14 protein-coding genes are annotated in these 16,553 nt (G+C 65.9%); 3 read left to right on the top strand and 11 right to left on the bottom strand.

Annotation, left to right across the window (positions count from 1 at the left end):
- Window positions 1-12: 12 nt before the first annotated feature.
- The 4 genes from AC3ISA_RS15425 to AC3ISA_RS15410 all read right to left on the bottom strand — a co-directional run bounded on the left by AC3ISA_RS15425 (window position 13) and on the right by AC3ISA_RS15410 (window position 5,007).
- On the bottom strand, window positions 13-363 hold the full coding sequence (locus tag AC3ISA_RS15425; protein ID WP_489178572.1) for a hypothetical protein: 351 nt from the start codon (window positions 361-363) through the stop codon (window positions 13-15).
- Window positions 360-926 carry a GNAT family N-acetyltransferase gene (locus AC3ISA_RS15420; protein WP_372693774.1) on the bottom strand — a complete coding sequence of 189 codons (567 nt, stop codon included), beginning with the start codon at window positions 924-926 and terminating at the stop codon, window positions 360-362. The genes AC3ISA_RS15425 and AC3ISA_RS15420 overlap by 4 nt, the downstream gene beginning before the upstream one ends.
- Window positions 923-3,142, bottom strand: coding sequence for a S9 family peptidase (locus AC3ISA_RS15415; protein ID WP_489178571.1), 2,220 nt, complete (start codon window positions 3,140-3,142; stop codon window positions 923-925). Before AC3ISA_RS15415 ends, AC3ISA_RS15420 begins: the two co-directional genes overlap by 4 nt.
- Window positions 3,143-3,222: 80 nt before the next feature.
- Window positions 3,223-5,007 (bottom strand): acyl-CoA dehydrogenase, encoded by a 1,785-nt coding sequence (locus AC3ISA_RS15410; RefSeq protein WP_489178570.1) that lies wholly within the window; start codon window positions 5,005-5,007, stop codon window positions 3,223-3,225.
- Between the two features lie 119 nt (window positions 5,008-5,126).
- On the opposite strand from AC3ISA_RS15410, the gene AC3ISA_RS15405 reads away from it, so the two are divergent.
- Together AC3ISA_RS15405 and AC3ISA_RS15400 are read left to right on the top strand one after the other, a co-directional pair.
- On the top strand, window positions 5,127-5,678 hold the full coding sequence (locus AC3ISA_RS15405; protein WP_489178569.1) for a cytochrome b: 552 nt from the start codon (window positions 5,127-5,129) through the stop codon (window positions 5,676-5,678).
- Complete coding sequence (locus AC3ISA_RS15400; protein WP_372693766.1) at window positions 5,675-6,592, top strand: L-threonylcarbamoyladenylate synthase; 918 nt, start codon at window positions 5,675-5,677, stop codon at window positions 6,590-6,592. The genes AC3ISA_RS15405 and AC3ISA_RS15400 overlap by 4 nt, the downstream gene beginning before the upstream one ends.
- Here AC3ISA_RS15400 and AC3ISA_RS15395 read toward each other — a convergent pair.
- The 3 genes from AC3ISA_RS15395 to yaaA are packed head-to-tail and all read right to left on the bottom strand — an operon-like array spanning window position 6,589 to window position 9,348.
- Window positions 6,589-7,656, bottom strand: coding sequence for a patatin-like phospholipase family protein (locus AC3ISA_RS15395; RefSeq protein WP_372693764.1), 1,068 nt, complete (start codon window positions 7,654-7,656; stop codon window positions 6,589-6,591). The genes AC3ISA_RS15400 and AC3ISA_RS15395 overlap by 4 nt on opposite strands.
- A gap of 19 nt (window positions 7,657-7,675) precedes the next feature.
- Complete coding sequence (locus AC3ISA_RS15390; protein WP_489178568.1) at window positions 7,676-8,524, bottom strand: 3-hydroxybutyrate dehydrogenase; 849 nt, start codon at window positions 8,522-8,524, stop codon at window positions 7,676-7,678.
- Between the two features lie 53 nt (window positions 8,525-8,577).
- Window positions 8,578-9,348 carry a peroxide stress protein YaaA gene (gene yaaA, locus AC3ISA_RS15385; protein WP_489178567.1) on the bottom strand — a complete coding sequence of 257 codons (771 nt, stop codon included), beginning with the start codon at window positions 9,346-9,348 and terminating at the stop codon, window positions 8,578-8,580.
- Window positions 9,349-9,453: 105 nt separating this feature from the next.
- Here yaaA and AC3ISA_RS15380 point away from each other — a divergent pair, with 105 nt between their 5' ends.
- Window positions 9,454-10,476: a cupin-like domain-containing protein gene (locus tag AC3ISA_RS15380; RefSeq protein WP_372693759.1), complete on the top strand. Its 1,023-nt coding sequence runs from the start codon at window positions 9,454-9,456 to the stop codon at window positions 10,474-10,476.
- A gap of 1 nt (window position 10,477) precedes the next feature.
- On the opposite strand, the gene AC3ISA_RS15375 is transcribed toward AC3ISA_RS15380, so the two are convergent.
- Genes AC3ISA_RS15375 through metC form a run of 4 tightly spaced genes read right to left on the bottom strand, consistent with a single transcriptional unit; the run spans window position 10,478 to window position 16,543 of the window.
- Window positions 10,478-11,890 (bottom strand): FAD-binding oxidoreductase, encoded by a 1,413-nt coding sequence (locus tag AC3ISA_RS15375; protein WP_489178566.1) that lies wholly within the window; start codon window positions 11,888-11,890, stop codon window positions 10,478-10,480.
- Window positions 11,891-11,938: 48 nt separating this feature from the next.
- The gene (locus tag AC3ISA_RS15370; RefSeq protein WP_489178565.1) at window positions 11,939-14,020 is read right to left on the bottom strand and encodes a DNA topoisomerase IV subunit B; all 2,082 of its coding nucleotides are present in this window, start codon (window positions 14,018-14,020) and stop codon (window positions 11,939-11,941) included.
- On the bottom strand, window positions 13,995-15,341 hold the full coding sequence (locus AC3ISA_RS15365) for an O-antigen ligase family protein (RefSeq protein WP_489178564.1): 1,347 nt from the start codon (window positions 15,339-15,341) through the stop codon (window positions 13,995-13,997). The genes AC3ISA_RS15370 and AC3ISA_RS15365 overlap by 26 nt, the downstream gene beginning before the upstream one ends.
- Window positions 15,342-15,364: 23 nt before the next feature.
- Window positions 15,365-16,543 carry a cystathionine beta-lyase gene (metC, locus tag AC3ISA_RS15360; RefSeq protein ID WP_489178563.1) on the bottom strand — a complete coding sequence of 393 codons (1,179 nt, stop codon included), beginning with the start codon at window positions 16,541-16,543 and terminating at the stop codon, window positions 15,365-15,367.
- Window positions 16,544-16,553: the final 10 nt, after the last annotated feature.

The raw sequence follows: 16,553 nt of genomic DNA, 5'->3' as shown, positions 1-16,553 counted from the left end.
GCGCGAGCGGTGTCAGACGATCAGGAGGCGGGGGGGGGCGGGTTCGGGCGACAGCAGCCGACCAGCGGGCATGTCGATCAGCACGGCGGCAAGACGCGCGGGCGAGACCTTCAAGCCGGACAGGCGCGCGGGATCCAGTGTCGGCGTCGCCACGCAGGCGACGCAGCAGATCATCGCCTTCATGGCCTTGGGAGCGTGGCTGGGGGCCTCGCCCGTTTCAGTTTCATGACATGGCGCAGCGGCGGCAGGCGACGCGGACGCGCCGACTGTGCCGAGCGCCAGCACCGCCAGGGCGCCGATCAGCATCAACAGGGATTGAAGGATCTTCACCACGTCAGAATAGGCGTCGGGGCGATGTGTCAACGGGTCGGCTTCTTGTCCACCAGCGGCAGGCCGGGGGCGTCGGGTGAGACCGAACCGCCTTCGCCCAGCGCCCGCTGCATGAAGACCACGTCGCGCCAGTCGTCATGCTTCCATCCCGCCGCCTTGAACACGCCGGCGTCGGTGAAGCCGCGCGTAAGATGCAGGGCGATGGACCCCGTGTTTTCGGAATCGCCGATCACCGCCACCATCTGACGAAGCCCCATCGCCTCGCAGCGCGCGATCAGCGCATCCAGCAGAGCGCCGGCGACGCCGCGTCCCCTGGCCCAGGGCGCGACATAGATCGAATCCTCGACCATGTAGCGATAGGCCTGACGGGTGCGGAACGGTCCGGCATAGGCGTAGCCGGCGACTGCGCCGTCGATCTCGACCACAAGTCGCGGCAGGCCCAGAGCGTCCACCCCGGCAAGCCGGGACGCCATTTCGATCTCGTCAGGCGCCTCCAGCTCGAAGGTGCCGCGACCATTGGCGACGCTCTCGGCATAGATGGCCGTGATTGCGGCGAGGTCGTCTGGGCGGGCGTCGCGAACCGTCGGTGCGCTCACGCCTTCTCCCAGCCCTTGTCGATGGCCCAGACAGCGAAGGCGTAGTCGTGGGCGACTTCCTTCAGATAGTCGAACCGGCCGGCGGCGCCGCCGTGCCCGGCCTCCATATTGATCTTCAGCAGCACAGGCTTGCCCGAGGTGGTCGCGGGTCGCAGCTTGGCGACCCATTTTTCCGGCTCCCAATAGGTGACGCGCGGATCGGACAGGCCGCCTGTGGCCAGCACCGCCGGATAGGCCTTGGGCTCGACCTGATCGTAGGGGCTGTAGCTGAGCATATAGTCGTAGGCGGCCGGGTCCTCGATGGGGTTGCCCCACTCGGGCCATTCCGGCGGCGTCAGCGGCAGGGAGGTGTCGCTCATGGTGTTGATCACGTCCACGAACGGCACTTGACCGATGATCCCGGCCCATAGGTCTGGCCGCATATTGTTGACCGCCCCCATCAGCAGGCCGCCGGCCGAGCCGCCCTGGGCGACAATGTTTCCGGTCGCGGCGTATTTGCGATCGATCAGGTGTTCGGCTGCGGCGATGAAGTCCGTGAAGGTGTTCTTCTTCGTCATCTTCCGCGCATCGAGGAACCAGCCCCAGCCCTTGTCGGAGCCGCCCCTGATATGGGCGATGGCGTAGATCCAGCCGCGATCCACCAGCGAAAGCCGGTTGGTCGAGAAGCTGGCGGGCATGGGGATGCCGTAGGAGCCGTAGCCGTAGAGCAGCAGCGGAGCGGAGCCGTCAACCGGGGTAGATTTGCGGCGCAGCACCGTGACCGGCACCAGTTGTCCGTCCGAAGCGGGGGCGTTCAACCGCTCGACCACATAGTCCGCGATATTGTGGCCCGACGGAATCTCCTGCGTCTTGCGCAGGGTCCGCTCGCGCGTCGCCATGTCGTAGTCGAAGGTCTGGGTCGGGGTTGACGGCGAGTTGTAGGCGTAGCGGGTGGTCGTCGTCTCGAACTCGGACGCGCCTGCCAGCGAAAGGGCGAAGGCGGGTTCGTCGACGGCGATCTCGTGCTCCTCGCCGGCACGGTCGCGAATGATGATGCGGGTGTTAGCATCGGCGCGTTCCTGGCGCGCCAGGTGGTCGTTCGTCAGGTCCAGGCTTTCGATGAAGCGGCCGGGCGTGTGCGGGACAAGATCGGTCCAGTTCGCCTTCGACGGCGTCGCCGTCGGGGCCTGGACAATCTTGAAGTCGATGGCGTCGTCGGCGTTGGTGCGGATTACCCAGCGGTCGCCCCAGTGATCGACGTCGTAGCGGATGGCGACCACACGCGGCTCAAGCACCACGGGTTCGGCCGTCGGCGTCGCGGCGGGGATATAGCGCGCCTCCGAGGTTTCCTGGTTCTGGATGCCGATGACGATGAACTGGTCGTCGGCCGAGCGTCCCACGCCGATGAACATGCCGTCGTCGGCCTCTTGATAGACCAGGGTGGTTTCGCCGCCGCGCGCCGGGCGCCGGAAGATCTTGTCAGGACGGCCGTTGTCGTCGCGATTGGTCCAGAAAATCCACTGGCTGTCCGGCGAAAAGACGAAGTCGCCGGTGGCGCTGTCGATCACGGCGGGCAGGACTTCGCCGGTCGCCAGATCCTTGACGTAGATCTTGTGGACCTCGGAACCCTGCGCATCCTCGGAATAGGCGAACAGGCTGTGATCCGGGCTGTGGCTCGCGGCCGAGACTTCGGAATAGGCCTTGCCCTTGGCCAGTTCGTTGGCGTCCAGCAGCAGTTGCGGCGCGGGGGCCATGACGAAGTTCTTCGTCACCGGCTGACCGTCCACCATCCATGTGCCTTGGCGCTCGACGCGCATGTAGCGCGGATGCTGATCGCCCGTCTGGTATTCGACATAGTAGTTCCAGACGCCGTCCGGCGCGGGGACGGAGCGGTCGTCTTCCTTGATGCGACCGCGCATCTCCGCAAACATCGTCTGCTGCAGAGGCAGGGTGGAGGCCATCATGGCCTCGCGATAGGCGTTCTCAGCCGTCAGATGCTCCTTGACCTCTGCCTTGATCAGGGTCGGGTCGCGCAGCACAGCCTGCCAGTTGTCGTCCTTCATCCACTGATAGTCGTCGGTACGGGTACGGCCTAGCTGTTCGGTGACGACGGGGATTTTCTTGGCGACGGGCGGCTGGGGCATGGGGGATCCGGTGGACTGGCGGGCGAGCGTAGGGGAAGCCGAAACGGCGAGCGCCGTCGCAGCGGTGGACATGATCAGTTGCCGACGATTCATTGGTCGCTCCCCTTGATAGCCGAGGCGAGAAGTTTGGGCGCGGCGGGCGCCGAACGTCAAATGAAGAAACGCCGCTGCCTTTAACCGGCAAGAGCTTCGATCGTCATCCGCTGCAACAGTTCGCCGCCCTGACCCACGGCCGCCAGACGGCTGGAGACGTGCCCAAGCACATTGGCTGCATAGACTTCGTAGAGGTCCAGCTTGCCTTGCAGCCAGGCCGGATCGCCGTCCTGTGCGTCCAGTTTCGTCTTCGCCGCCAGCGCGCCCTTGGCCAGCATCCAGCCGCCGACGACATCGCCCAGCAGTTTCAGATAGGCGTCCGCCGCCGCCAGCACGTCGGCCGCTGCGTTCGGATCGGCCTTCTGATCCAGCAGCCACAAGGTCGCGTCCTCGACAGCCTCGATGGCCGTTGCGAACCGTTCGACTGGCTTGCCGCTGTAGAGACCGTCCAGATCAACCAAGGTGGTCTTCATGTCTGCGATCAGCGCACGGGCCGATTCGCCGCCGTCCATCGACAGCTTGCGTCCGACCAGGTCCATCGCCTGGATGCCGTTGGTGCCTTCGTAGATCGGGGCGATGCGCGCGTCGCGATAGTATTGGGCGGCGCCAGTTTCCTCGATGAAGCCCATACCGCCGTGGACCTGGACCCCCATTGAGGCGACCTCGCAGCCGACATCGGTGGACCAGGCCTTGGCGATAGGCGTGAACAGGTCCTCGCGGCCCTTCCAGCGACGACGCTCCTCTTCGGTCGCGGCGTGTTTCGCTAGATCGGCGGCGACGCCGGTGGACAGGCAGATGGCGCGCGCGGCCGAAATCTTGGCCTTCATCACGCTCAACATCCGGCGCACGTCGGGATGGTCGAAGATCGGGGCATTGGCCTCGCTCGTCCAGACCGAACGGCCCTGGCGACGGTCCAGCGCATAGGCGAGGGCGTGCTGATAGGCCCGTTCGGCGATGCCGACACCCTCGACGCCGACGGCCAGGCGCGCGGCGTTCATCATCACGAACATATGGGCCAGACCCTGGTTCGGCTGCCCCACCAGTTCGGCGGTGGCGCCCTCATAGCTCATGACGCAGGTGGGCGAGGCGTGGATGCCCAGCTTGTGCTCGACCCCGACCGGGCGGAAGGCGTTGCGGTCGCCCAGCGTGCCGTCGTCGTTGACCGCGAACTTGGGCGTCAGGAACAGGCTGATGCCCTTGGGTCCCTTTGGGGCGTCAGGCAGGCGGGCCAGCACCAGATGCACGATATTGTCGGTAGCGTCGTGATCGCCCCAGGTGATGTAGATTTTCTGGCCGTTCAGGGCGTAGGTGCCATCGCCGTTCGGCGTCGCCGTGGTGATCAGAGAGCCCAGATCGGAGCCTGCGCCGGGCTCGGTCAGCACCATGGCCCCGGTCCATTCGCCGCTGACCAGTTTGGTCAGATATTTGGTCTTCTGCTCTTCCGTTCCGACCTGCTCCAGCGCCTCGATGGAGGCCAAGGACAGCATGGGACACAGGCCGAACGCCATGTTGGCGGCATGGACGGTCTCATAAGCCGCGAGTTCAAGCGCCTTGGGCAGGGCCTGACCGCCGGCCTCGGTCGAGGCGGACAGGCCGGTCCAGCCGCCCGCCGCAAACTGGCGATAGGCTTCTGCGAAGCCCGGCGCGGCGGTGACCGAGCCATTGGCGTAGGTCGAACCCTTCTGGTCGCCGATACGGTTCAGGGGCGCCAACACTTCTTCGGAGAACTGGCCCGCCGCCTCCAACACCGCCGAGGCGACATCGGCGTCATAGTCGGGAAAGGCGCCGGTCGCCGCCACATCGGCCATGCCGGCCACGGCCTCCAGGGTGAAGGCCAGGTCTCGAACGGGGGCGCGGTAGGTCATGGGTTTCCTCAATCGTCTTTGCGGCCTAAGTGCCGCGTCGGGGGCGGTCGCTGCAAGCGTCTTGGCGACGCGCCCCATCTAAGTGCAAGGTGACCTAGTGCCGTCACGGAAGGGAAGAGATGGGCGAACCCCGAAATCGATATTCGACCGTTTCCCTGCTGCTGCACTGGGGCATCGCTCTGGCCGTATTGGTCCAGGTGCTGTTGATCACGGCGCATGAAAATACCGACGGGCCGATCTCAGGCCAGTTCGTGATGCTGCACAAGTCGCTGGGCCTGACGATCCTGACGCTGACCCTGGCGCGGACCGGATGGCGTATGGCCCATCCGGCCATTCCCTTGCCATCGGGTTTGCCGCGCTGGCAGCGGATCGCCGCGCGGATCAGCCATGTGCTGTTTTATCTGGCGCTGATCGTCATTCCGCTGACCGGCTGGCTGGCGTCTTCCGCCGGCGGGCGTGCGATCGAATGGTTCGGCCTGTTCTCTTGGCCTCTTCTGCCCATCGGTGGCGGACGCGATGCGGCACGCAGTCTGATGGGGCTGCATGGGCTGGCGGTGAAGGGCCTTTATGTCCTGATCGCCCTGCATGTTCTGGCGGCGCTGAAGCATCAGTTCATAGACCGTGATAATGTGCTGCACCGGATGATCCCGATCATCCCCCGTCGACCGTGAGCGAGACCCCGGCTCAGACGGCGCAGGCGCTGGCGAACGGCGATCTGATCCTGCTACCGACCGAGACCGTCTATGGGCTGGGCGCCGATGCGGGCAACGCCCAGGCGGTTGCGGCCATCTTCGCGGCCAAAGGACGGCCGAGGTTCAATCCGCTGATTTCCCACGTTGTCGATGCGGATGCAGCGGCGGCCATCGGAGAATTCGGTCCGGCCGCTCGCGCCCTGGCCGAGGCTTTCTGGCCCGGTCCATTGACGCTCGTCACGCCTGTTCGGGACGCCACACGGGTCTGCGATCTGGCCCGCGCCGGGTTGGACAGCGTAGCGATCCGCGTGCCGGCCCATCCGATGGCGAGAGCGGTGTTGGCGGCGTTCGGCGGCCCCGTCGTGGCGCCGTCGGCCAATCGCTCGGGACGGCCCAGCCCGACGACGTTCGCCGATGCGGTGGACGAAACCGGCTTCGCGGTCGCCGCCGCGGTCGATGGCGGCCATTGCCAAGTCGGGCTGGAGAGCACGGTCGTGTCGGTTCTGGGCGGACGTGTCGCCCTGCTGCGGCCGGGCGCTGTCACCCGGTCAGAGATCGAGGTTCTCGTCGGTCCGTTGGCGGACAGCGGGGAGGGGCATCGCTCGCCCGGCCGGTTGGCTCTGCATTACGCGCCGGACGCCCCGGTCAGGATAGAGGCGCATGAGGCGAAGAGCGGCGAAATCCTGCTGGGATTTGGCGCCGGTGTCGGCGATCCGCGCTGGAGCCTGAGTCCGTCTGGCGACCTTCGAGAAGCGGCGGCAAACCTGTTTCGGCTGTTGCGTGAGGCTGATCGGACGCATCCTGTCGGGATCGCCGTTTCGCCGATCCCGATGACGGGATTGGGCGAGGCGATCAATGATCGGCTGAGACGGGCCGCAGGCTTCGTCGGCTAACCGAACCGGGCCTGGAGGTCGACGCTGGACTGATGGCCGACGCTCGGCAGACAGGTCTGAAGCCAGTCGTCAGCGGCGGCCCGGCCGCGCGCCTTCAGGTCGTTGAGGAAGCTCCATTCGGTATTGAACTTTGACCGCAGCGACAGGTCCGACAGCCAGCCGTCCGCCTCGATGGCGTGTAGTCGAACATGCCGATAGGGTCCCGAGCCCCCGCCCTTGAGCTGACCGTGCGCGATCATCTCGCCGGCCAGGGCGATGGCGCGAAGTTCGGCGACCAGGGGTGCGTTGAAGACGATCTCGTTCAGCCGATCCACGATGTCCCCGGCGCTGCGAGGCGTCTCATTGCGGGCCAGCGGGTTCAGCGTCACCAGCAGCACATCGTCTGGCGTGTCTTCGCCGGTCAGGGGCCAGAGCGGCGGATTGGTCAGATAGCCGCCGTCCCAATAGGGCTCTCCGTCGATCTCGACCGCCTGGAACAGGTGGGGCAGGCAGGCGGAGGCCATCAGGACATCAGCGTTGATCTCGCCCGTCTCGAAGAGGCGCGTCCGGCCCTGACGAACGGCTGTGGCGGCGACAAACAGTTTGATGTCCGAAGCCTGGACCGCACCGAAATCGACCGCCGCCTTCAGCACCCGTTTCAGAGGATTGTGGTTCAGCGGGTTGAATTCATAGGGGCTCATGGACATCGCCAGCGTCTCGCCGGCGCGCCAGAAGGGGTTGTCCTTGATCCAGTCGGGCGGTTGGGCGGCGTTCCACATCGCGCTGTCGCCAAAGACGTTTCGGCCACCGGACTGGTTCACCTCGCGCCACAGCTTGTCCAGCGCCGCACGGGCGTCGCCAGTCGCGAGGCCGGAGACCAGCGCCGCGCCGTTCATGGCGCCGGCCGACACGCCGGACACCGCACGGACATCCAGTCGGTCGTCTTCCAGCAGTCGATCCAGCACGCCCCATTGAAAGGCGCCGTGCGCGCCGCCGCCCTGAAGCGCGAGGCAGACGGGGCGACGGCCCGTGGGAGCGGGAAGACCTTCCGCCGGTTGGGCGGTCTTGCGTTTGAAGATCGCCATGCCCGCCCCGATTCAAGATTTATTGAGCGGTCCAGCCGCCGTCGATGGAGAAGCTGGCGCCATTCGCCGAGGCGCCGAGATCGCTGACCAGATAGAGGAAGATCCCGGTCAGTTCGTCGGTCGTCACGAATCGCTTGGTCGGCTGGGCCGCCAGGATGACGTCGGTCAGCACCTGCTCCTCGGTCATGTTGCGGGTGCGAGCCTGGTCTGCGATCTGTTTGGTCACGATCGGCGTCTCGACGAAGCCGGGGCAGATGGCGTTGCAGGTGATGTTGTCCCGCGCCAGTTCCAGCGCCACCGTCTTGGTGAAGCCGATGACGCCGTGCTTGGCCGCGACATAGGCGGACTTGAACGGGCTGGCAACCAGGCCGTGGGCCGAGGCCATGTTGACAATCCGGCCACGCCCTTGCGCCTTCATGATCGGGATCGCGGCGCGGGTGGCGTAGAAGGCCGAGGACAGGTTGATGGCGATGATCTTCTCCCACTGGTCGGTGGGGAATTTCTCGACCGATTCGACGTGTTGGATGCCGGCGTTGTTGACCAGAATATCCAGACGGCCGAGCTCGCTGTGGGCGAAGGCGACCATGTCTGCGATCTCTTCGCCGCGCGTCATGTCGGCGTGATGGTAGCGAACCCGAGCCCCGGACGAGGCTTCCAGCTCGGCGCGCGTGTGCTCTATCTCAGCGGGATCGCCCAAGCCGTTCAGGACCACATCGCCACCGCCCGCCGCTACAGCCCGCGCCAAGGCAAGGCCGATGCCCGAGGTCGATCCGGTGATGACCGAGACCTGACCCGTCAGATCGCCGATACTGCGGAGCTTCGGCGTCTCGCCGTCAACTCCCGAGGATGCATTAGGCTGTTGCGACATGGGTCTGCCCCTTGGTTCGTCAGCGAGAGATTAGCGGCAGGATGCGGTCGGGATCAAGAATTTCCCGATCTGATGAATATCCACTCATTGTCGGTCGAGGCGGCCTTATCGAAAGCGTAGCCGTCGCGGTCGAAAGCCTTCAGGTCGGCAACACGTTCCACACGTTCGTCGATGGCGAAGCGCGCCATGGCGCCGCGCGCCTTCTTGGCGAAGAAGGAGATGATGCGGCTCTCGCCATTCTTCTCCTCGCGAAACTGCGGCGTGACGATCGGCAGCTTCAGCGCCTTGGCGTCCACGGCGCCAAAATATTCCTGGCTGGCGAGGTTCACCAAGGTCGGATCGGTCTGACCTTCAGCGTCTGCGTTCAGTTGTTTGGAAATCCGCTCGCCCCAGAAGTCGTAGAGGCTGGACCCGCGCCGGGTCTTCAGCCGCGTGCCCATCTCCAGACGATAGGGTTGAATCCGGTCCAGCGGACGCAGCAGGCCGTAGAAGCCCGACAGGATGCGCAGATGATCCTGGGCATAGGCGAGCGCCTTGGCGTCGAGTTCGCGCGCTTTCAGTCCCTCGTAAACATCGCCTGCGAAGGCGAAGGCGGCCTGGACGCCATTGGTCGATTCGGAATCGAAGGCCTTGAAGCGGGCGACGTTCAGCGTCGCCAAGTCGTCAGAAATCCCCATCAGGCGGCGAAGATCGGCCTTTGTCTGACGCCGCGCCGTCGTCGCCAGGCTGGCGGTATCCTCAATGAAGCGACGTTCCGTGCCAGGAATCGCCGGATCGGCCTCGGTGAAGTCGAGCCGTTTGGCGGGAGAGAGAACGATCAGCAATTTGGTGGCTCCGTTGCAGCGCCGCTCACATAGGCCGCTTCAGCATGGATTTGAACCGTGCTGCTTTGTCTCGCGACCATGCAGAAAACGGATTAACCTCGACCGATGACAATCCCCTTGCCCGAGCGACGGACCCGCGAGTTCCACGATGTCGACGCGGACATCTTCGAACGCGAGATACGGCCTGCGGGCCGGCCTACGATCATGCGAGGCGTGGTTGATCATTGGCCCGCAGTAAAGGCGGGCAAGGCGGGCGGAAGGGCATTGGCTGACTATCTTGCGCCGTTTACCGGCCCGCAGCCGGCGCCTGTGCTCAGCACGCCATACGATCAGGCGGGGCTGTTCTTCTACGACGAGACGCTGACGGGGACGAATTTCGAAACCCTGCCGATGCCGCTGACGACGCTGTTTCAGCGGCTTCTGGATTTGGAAGGAACGGAGCGACCGCCGTCTATGGCCGCCCAGTCCTTGGCCGAATCGGCCGCGGCTCCCGGTTTCAGCGCCGCCAATCCTCCGCCTGTGCCGGTACATGCGGCCGTGGCGCGTCTGTGGATCGGCAACGCCGCCGTCGTCCAGACGCATCACGACATGAACGACAATGTCGCCTGTGCAGTGGCTGGACGACGGCGCTTCACCTTCTTTCCGCCAAGCCAAACCGCCAATCTGTATCTTGGCCCTTTTGAGCGGACACTGGCCGGCCCGCTGACCAGCATGGTCAGGCTGGACGCACCGGATCACGAGCGATTTCCAAACTTCCATCAGGCCTGGGCTGAAGCCGAAACTGCTGATCTTGAGCCCGGCGACGCGCTCTACATTCCCTATATGTGGTGGCACCACGTCCAGTCGTTCGACAGTTTCGCCATGCTGGTGAACTATTGGTGGAACACGGCTCCGGCTCAGCTTCGACCGATGGAAGCGCTGATCCACGCCATGCTGGGGGTTCGGGATTTGCCGCCTGAACAACGTGAGGCGTGGCGCAGCATGTTCGACGCCTTCGTCTTCGACGCAGGAAAGACGCCTGGCGCACATCTCGCGCCGACGGCGCGGGGCATGCAGGGGCAGCTCTCTCAAGCGCGCGCCGATCACCTGAAGGCGGCCCTTGCGGCCAACATGACCAGACGAATCTAGGTCAGAACAGAACGGCCGGGTTCATGATCCGTTTGGGGTCGATGGCGCGGCGGATCGCGGCCATGGTTTCGATCTCAACGGGGGATTTGTAGCGTTTGACCTCTTCGGTCTTGAGCCTGCCCAGGCCGTGCTCGGCCGAGATCGAACCGTCGTAGGATCCCACAACGTCGTGAACGACTTGCGAGCCTTCCTTCCAGCGACCGATGAAGGCGGGGATGTCCTGACCGACGCCCGGCAGGATGTCGTAATGTAGGTTGCCGTCGCCGACGTGGCCGAAGACCGAGATGCGGGCGCCGGGGTGGAAGCGTTCGACGGCGGCGGAAGCCTCGTCGATGAATTCGGCGATGCGGCTGATGGGGACGGAAACATCGTGTTTCCAGCCGCCGCCTTCGGGCTTCAGCGCCGCCGAATGCTCCTCACGCAGGCGCCAGAAGGCGGCGCGCTGGGTGTCGTTCTGGGCGATAGCCGCGTCGGTGATCAGGCCTTGCTCGAAGGCGACTTCCAGCAGGGCCTCCATCTGGGCCTCGGCGCCGCCGGGCGTGCCTGAAGCGATCTCGATGAGAACATACCAGTCGGGCGTCGAGTCCAGCGGCTCGCGTGTGTCGGGGATGTTCTTGAGCACCAACTCCGTGCCCAGACGCTTCATCAGCTCGAAGGCCTCGACCCCGCCGCCGGTCTCGGCCTTGGCGCGGGCCAAAAGCTCGACCGAGGCGGCGGCCGTCTCCAGACCCACGATCGCGACGGCGCGCGAACGCATGATCGGAAACAGTTTCAGGGTGGCGGCGGTGACGACGCCCAAGGTGCCCTCGGCGCCGATCAGCAGCTGTTTCAGGTCGTAGCCGGTGTTGTCCTTGCGCAGACGCTTCAGGCCACGGAAGATTTCGCCGTTGGGCAGGACAGCCTCAAGGCCCAGGACCAGATCGCGCATCATGCCGTAGCGGAGCACCTGGGTGCCGCCGGCGTTGGTCGATATGACGCCGCCGATGGTGGCCGATCCTTCGGCCGCAAGGCTGAGCGGAAAATAGCGGCCCGCCGCCGTCGCCGCCTGCTGGGCTTCCAACAGGGTCAGGCCGGCCTCGACCGTCATGGCGTCGTCCAGCGGGGTCACGTCGCGGACGGCTCGCATCTTGCGGGTGGACAGCAGGACTTCGCCGAAGGGAATCTGGCCGCCGACCAGGCCCGTGCCTCCGCCATGAGGCGTGATGGCGACGCCTTCGCGCGCGCAGATCGTCACGGCCTTCGCCGTTTCCTCCACCGAACGCGGGGTCAGCAGGATCGGCGTATTGCCGGTCCAGCGGTTGCGCCATTCGGTCAGCGACGGCGCGATGACGTCGGGATCCTGGGTCCAGCCGCCCGGCCCCAGCGCGGCCTTCAGTTCGTCGAGCACGGCGGAGGAGGGGGCGGGCGTCTGCATGCCCCCTTTTGTCAGGCGGCGTCGTTCGGTGGAAGGGCCGCGAGGGCCTCAGACGTCGAGTTCTTCTTTCACGAACTGCGCGTTTTCCTGAATGAACTGGAAACGGGCGTCGGCGCGCTTGCCCATCAGGCGTTCGACCAGGTCCTCGATGTCGGTCTCGGCGTCCGGCACGGTGATCCGGGCCAGGGTCCGCTTCCTGGGATCCATGGTGGTCTCCTTGAGCTGGGAGGCCATCATTTCGCCCAGGCCCTTGAAGCGGCCGATCTCGGTCTTCTTGCCCTTGAAGATTGTGGCCATCAGTTCGTCGCGGTGGGCGTCGTCGCGAGCGTATTCGCTCAAGGGGCCAGCCGAAATCCGGTACAGCGGCGGCAGGGCCATGAAGACCCTGCCTTGGCGGATGGTCTCGGGCATGACGCGGTAGAAGAAGGTGATCAGCAGGGCCGCGATGTGAGCGCCGTCCACGTCGGCGTCGGTCATGATGACGATCCGCTCGTATCGCAGGTCGTCGATGTTGAAACGATTGCCCGGCTGGACGCCCATGGCGAGCGCCAGATCGGACAGTTCGACGTTCTGGCGCAGCTTGTCCGCTGTGGCCGAGGCGACGTTCAGGATCTTGCCGCGCAGGGGCAGGATAGCCTGGGTCGTGCGGTCGCGCGCCTGTTTGGCCGAGCCGCCGGCCGAATCGCCTTCGACGATGAAGAGTTCGGTGCCCTGAGCTGACTGACGGCTGCAGTCGGACAGCTTGCCCGGCAGGCGCAGCTTGCGTGTGGCGGCGGCGCGCTGGACCTCCTTGTCCTTGCGACGGCGCAGACGATCCTCGGCGCGATCCACGACGAAGCCGAGCAGGGCGTTGGCCTGTTTGGGGCTCTCGGTCAGCCAGTGATCCAGCGGGTCGCGGAGCAGCTGCTCTACGATGCGTGTGCCCTCCGGCGAGGACAGGCGGTCCTTGGTCTGGCCCTGGAACTCGGGATTGCGAATGAAGACGCTGATCAGGGCGCCGGCGTTGGCGATGACGTCTTCGGCCGTGATGATGGCGGCGCGCTTCTCATTGGTCAGTTCGCCGTAGGATTTCAGACCCTTGACCAGGGCGGCGCGGAAGCCGGCCTCGTGGGTGCCGCCGTCGGGGGTGGAGACGGTGTTGCAGTAGGATTGGATGAAACCGTCGGATTCGCCAAAGCCGATCGGCGACCAGGTGACGGCCCATTCGAAGGCGCCCGCCTCGCCCTGGCGCTCGGCGCGGCCGGCGAAGGTGGGGGTGACAGTGTCCAGTTCGCCGATCCGGTCCACCAGGGCGTCGGCGAGACCGCCGGGGAAGTGCAGGCTGGCCTGGGTCGGGGTGGCGTCGGTGATCCGCTCCGGCGCGCATGTCCACCGGATTTCCACGCCGCGGAACAGATAGGCCTTGGAGCGGGCCATGCGGAACAGACGGGCGGGCTTGAAGGCCGCGCCCATGCCAAAGATCTCGTCGTCGGGTTTGAAGCGGATCAGGGTGCCGCGCTTCTTGGACGGGCCGATCTGCTGAATCGGGGCCAAGACGGCGCCGCGGCTGAAGGCCTGTTTCCATTCGAAGCCGTCGCGCCAGACGGTGACCTCGACGTTTTCGCTCAGGGCGTTGACGACCGAGACGCCGACGCCGTGCAAACCACCTGAAGTTTCATAGGCTTTGCCCGAGAACTTGCCGCCTGAGTGTAGGACGGTCATGACAACTTCCAGCGCCGACTTGCCGGGGTGTTTGGGGTGCGGATCGACCGGGATGCCGCGGCCGTCGTCACGCACCGACAGATAGCCCTCGGCGTCCAGATCCACGGTGATCAGCTTGGCGTGTTTGGCCACCGCCTCGTCCATGGCGTTGTCCAGGACTTCGGCGAACAGGTGGTGCAGGGCGCGCTCGTCGGTGCCGCCGATATACATGCCGGGGCGTTTGCGGACGGGCTCCAGCCCCTCCAGCACCTCGATGGAGGAGGCCGAATAGGCGTTGGCGCTGCCGGCCGTCGGCGCAGCGGCTGCGGTCGGGGCAGGGGATGGCGCAGGCGCGGGCGGCGCCTCGGGCGGTTTCACGGCCACGGGTTTGGGAGGCTCGGGTTTGCGAGCTTCGGGTTCGTCATCAAAAGCGAAGAGGTCGGCGGCCATTCACATAGTCTGAGGCGATTCGGGAGCGGGTCTGGTAGGCCCGTGAGGCCGGTCGAGCAAGCGGCGCGCGAACAGGGGCCGGATCGAAGGTCACGGCGCGCGCCATGATCGCCAGCATCAGGATCCAAGGCAAGTTGGCGTGGGTCAGCAGGACGCTCTCCGACAGGCTCAGCGCCGTGAAGACGGTGAGATAGGCGATGCTCCAATAGCCTTCGCGCGCGCCTTGGCCGTTCAGCCGCGCGACGATCAGGATCGCCGAGATCGCCATGACGGCGCCGACCGCCACGGCGCCGGGCCAGCCCAACTGGACCAGCAGGTCGATCCAGCCGTTGTGGGCCGACGGCACGGGCCATTGGGTCTCGATGCGGATTTCGCGAGCGGGAATGGAGTCCACGCCCCAGAAGGCGCTGAAGCCGTAGCCGGTCCAAGGACGCTCGGCGACCTTACGCATCAAGGCTTCCCAGATCAGGGTGCGCCCAGTCAGGGACGGATCCTTGCCGAGGGCTTCCAGGATGGCGGCGGAATCGGAGTTCCACAGCCAGGTGGCCGCCGCCGCCGTGATGACGCCCAGCCAGATTCCGGCGACCGTGATCACGGCGCCGCCCTGTTTCAGCGTCCACCAGCCGCCGACCATGCCAAGGCCCAGGCCCCAGCAAAGGAGCGATGTCTTGGATTGGGTGGCGAGCACCAAGAGCGTGGTCAGGCCCAGCGTCAGCAGGCACACCCAGAAACGGTTGCTGCGTCCGGCGATATGATCAGCGGCCAGGGTCGCGGCGGCCGAAACGGCGCCGATCACCATGACCAGCCCCATCTGGTTCTTCTCGTACCAGAGACCGCGCCAAAGGCCGGCGTTGTCGAACTGGTGCACGCCCACCTTGGGATAGCCGAACACCATGAGAAGGCTGCCGACAGCCATCACCAGACAGGTGTACATCAGGACGCGAGACAGGGCGTCGTCGCGGAATCGGGCGCCCAGATAGATGGCGAAGGCGCTGTTGATGGCCATGGCGATCACGCGGCGCTCGGTCACGCCGGGGTCGATCGACCAGTATTTCGACACGAAACACAGGGCGACCAGGCCGAACATCATCAGCCAGGCGGGCCAGGCGCGAATGACCTTATCGAACCGAAAGACGATCAGGCCCGCGATGACTGCATAGACCGGCAACCAGATGAACCGCAGGATCGGCGTCTCGACCTGGGTCGGCGCGATCACGGGGGCGATCAGGGCGCCTGTCAGCATGAAGACGACGAAACCGGCCGCCCACTGTTCCCACAGCGGCGGCGAATCATCCTGAATCTGAACGGGCGGTTCGCGCACGGGCGCACAGTCCTTTGCGTCGCTTAAGGAACCGTGAGTGCGGCGGTGAAGGCGGCGAGGCCCCGTTCCAGATCGACGATCAGGTCGGCGGGGTCTTCCAGTCCGACATGGATGCGGATCAGTTCGCCCTCCAGCACGGGCGGATGGTCGCGATAGGGCATCTGATGGGTCTCGTGGGTGATCAGGCTTTCGAACCCGCCCCAGGAATAGCCGAGACCGAACAGGCCGAGGGCGTTCAGGAAGGCTTCGCCCGCTGCCTTGTCGCCGCCCTTCATGACCACGCCCATCAGGGACGCCGCGCCGGTGAAATCCCGCCGCCACAGGTCGTGGCCCATCGAGCCGGGCAGGGGTGGGTAGAGGACGCGAGAAACCTCGGGCCGGGCTTGAAGCCATTCCGCGACGATGAGGCCCGACCTTGCCTGTTCCGCGTAGCGCAGTGGCAGGGTCCGCAAACCGCGCAGGGCCAGCCAGGCGTCGTCGGGCGAGACGTGCCAGCCGAGATCCTCGATGGTGTCGCCGATGGCGCGCAGGCAGGCGGGGTCGTTCGAGGCGATACTGCCCATCAGCACGTCCGAGTGTCCGCCGACGTATTTGGTGACGGCCTGGATGCTGACATCCACGTCGTTGGCCAGCGGGCGATAAGCCAGGCCAGCGGCCCAGGTATTGTCGACCACCGTCAGGACGCCGCGCGCGCGGCAGGCCTGGGCCACGGCGGCGACATCGACCATTTCGAACGTCAGGGACGACGGCGACTCCATCAGCACCAGTCGCGTGCGGTCGCCCAAGGCGGCGACGATGGTGGACGCGTCTGCGTCGGCGGGCAGGAACCGGGTCGTGACGCCGCGCGCGGCCTGATAGCGGCTGAGAAAGCGGCGCGTCGGTCCATAGACGGCGTCCGTGGTGATCACCTCGTCACCCGGCCGTAGCAGGGCCAGCAGCGGCACGGTGACGGCCGCCAGACCGGAGGGGACCAAAAAGGCGTCCCTGGCGCCCTCCAGATCGGCCAGAGCGCGGCGAAGATCACGGGCGGTGCTGGTTCCGCTGAGCCCATAGGTCGGGCCGTCCGTCTCGTCGCGCATCACGCCGGCCGTGTCGCTGAGCATGGTCGAGGCGCGTTCGATGGGCGGGTTCACGCCGCGCCGCCCTTGCCCCCGACGTGTGGCGGCGGCGATCAGGCGGGTGCGGTCCGAATGCGTCGACATGGCTTTTCCG

It is taken from the genome of Brevundimonas sp. KH_058, from assembly GCF_057838505.1.
The sequence above is the reverse complement of the archived record's forward strand: the minus strand, read 5'-3'. Positions and strand labels throughout refer to the sequence as shown.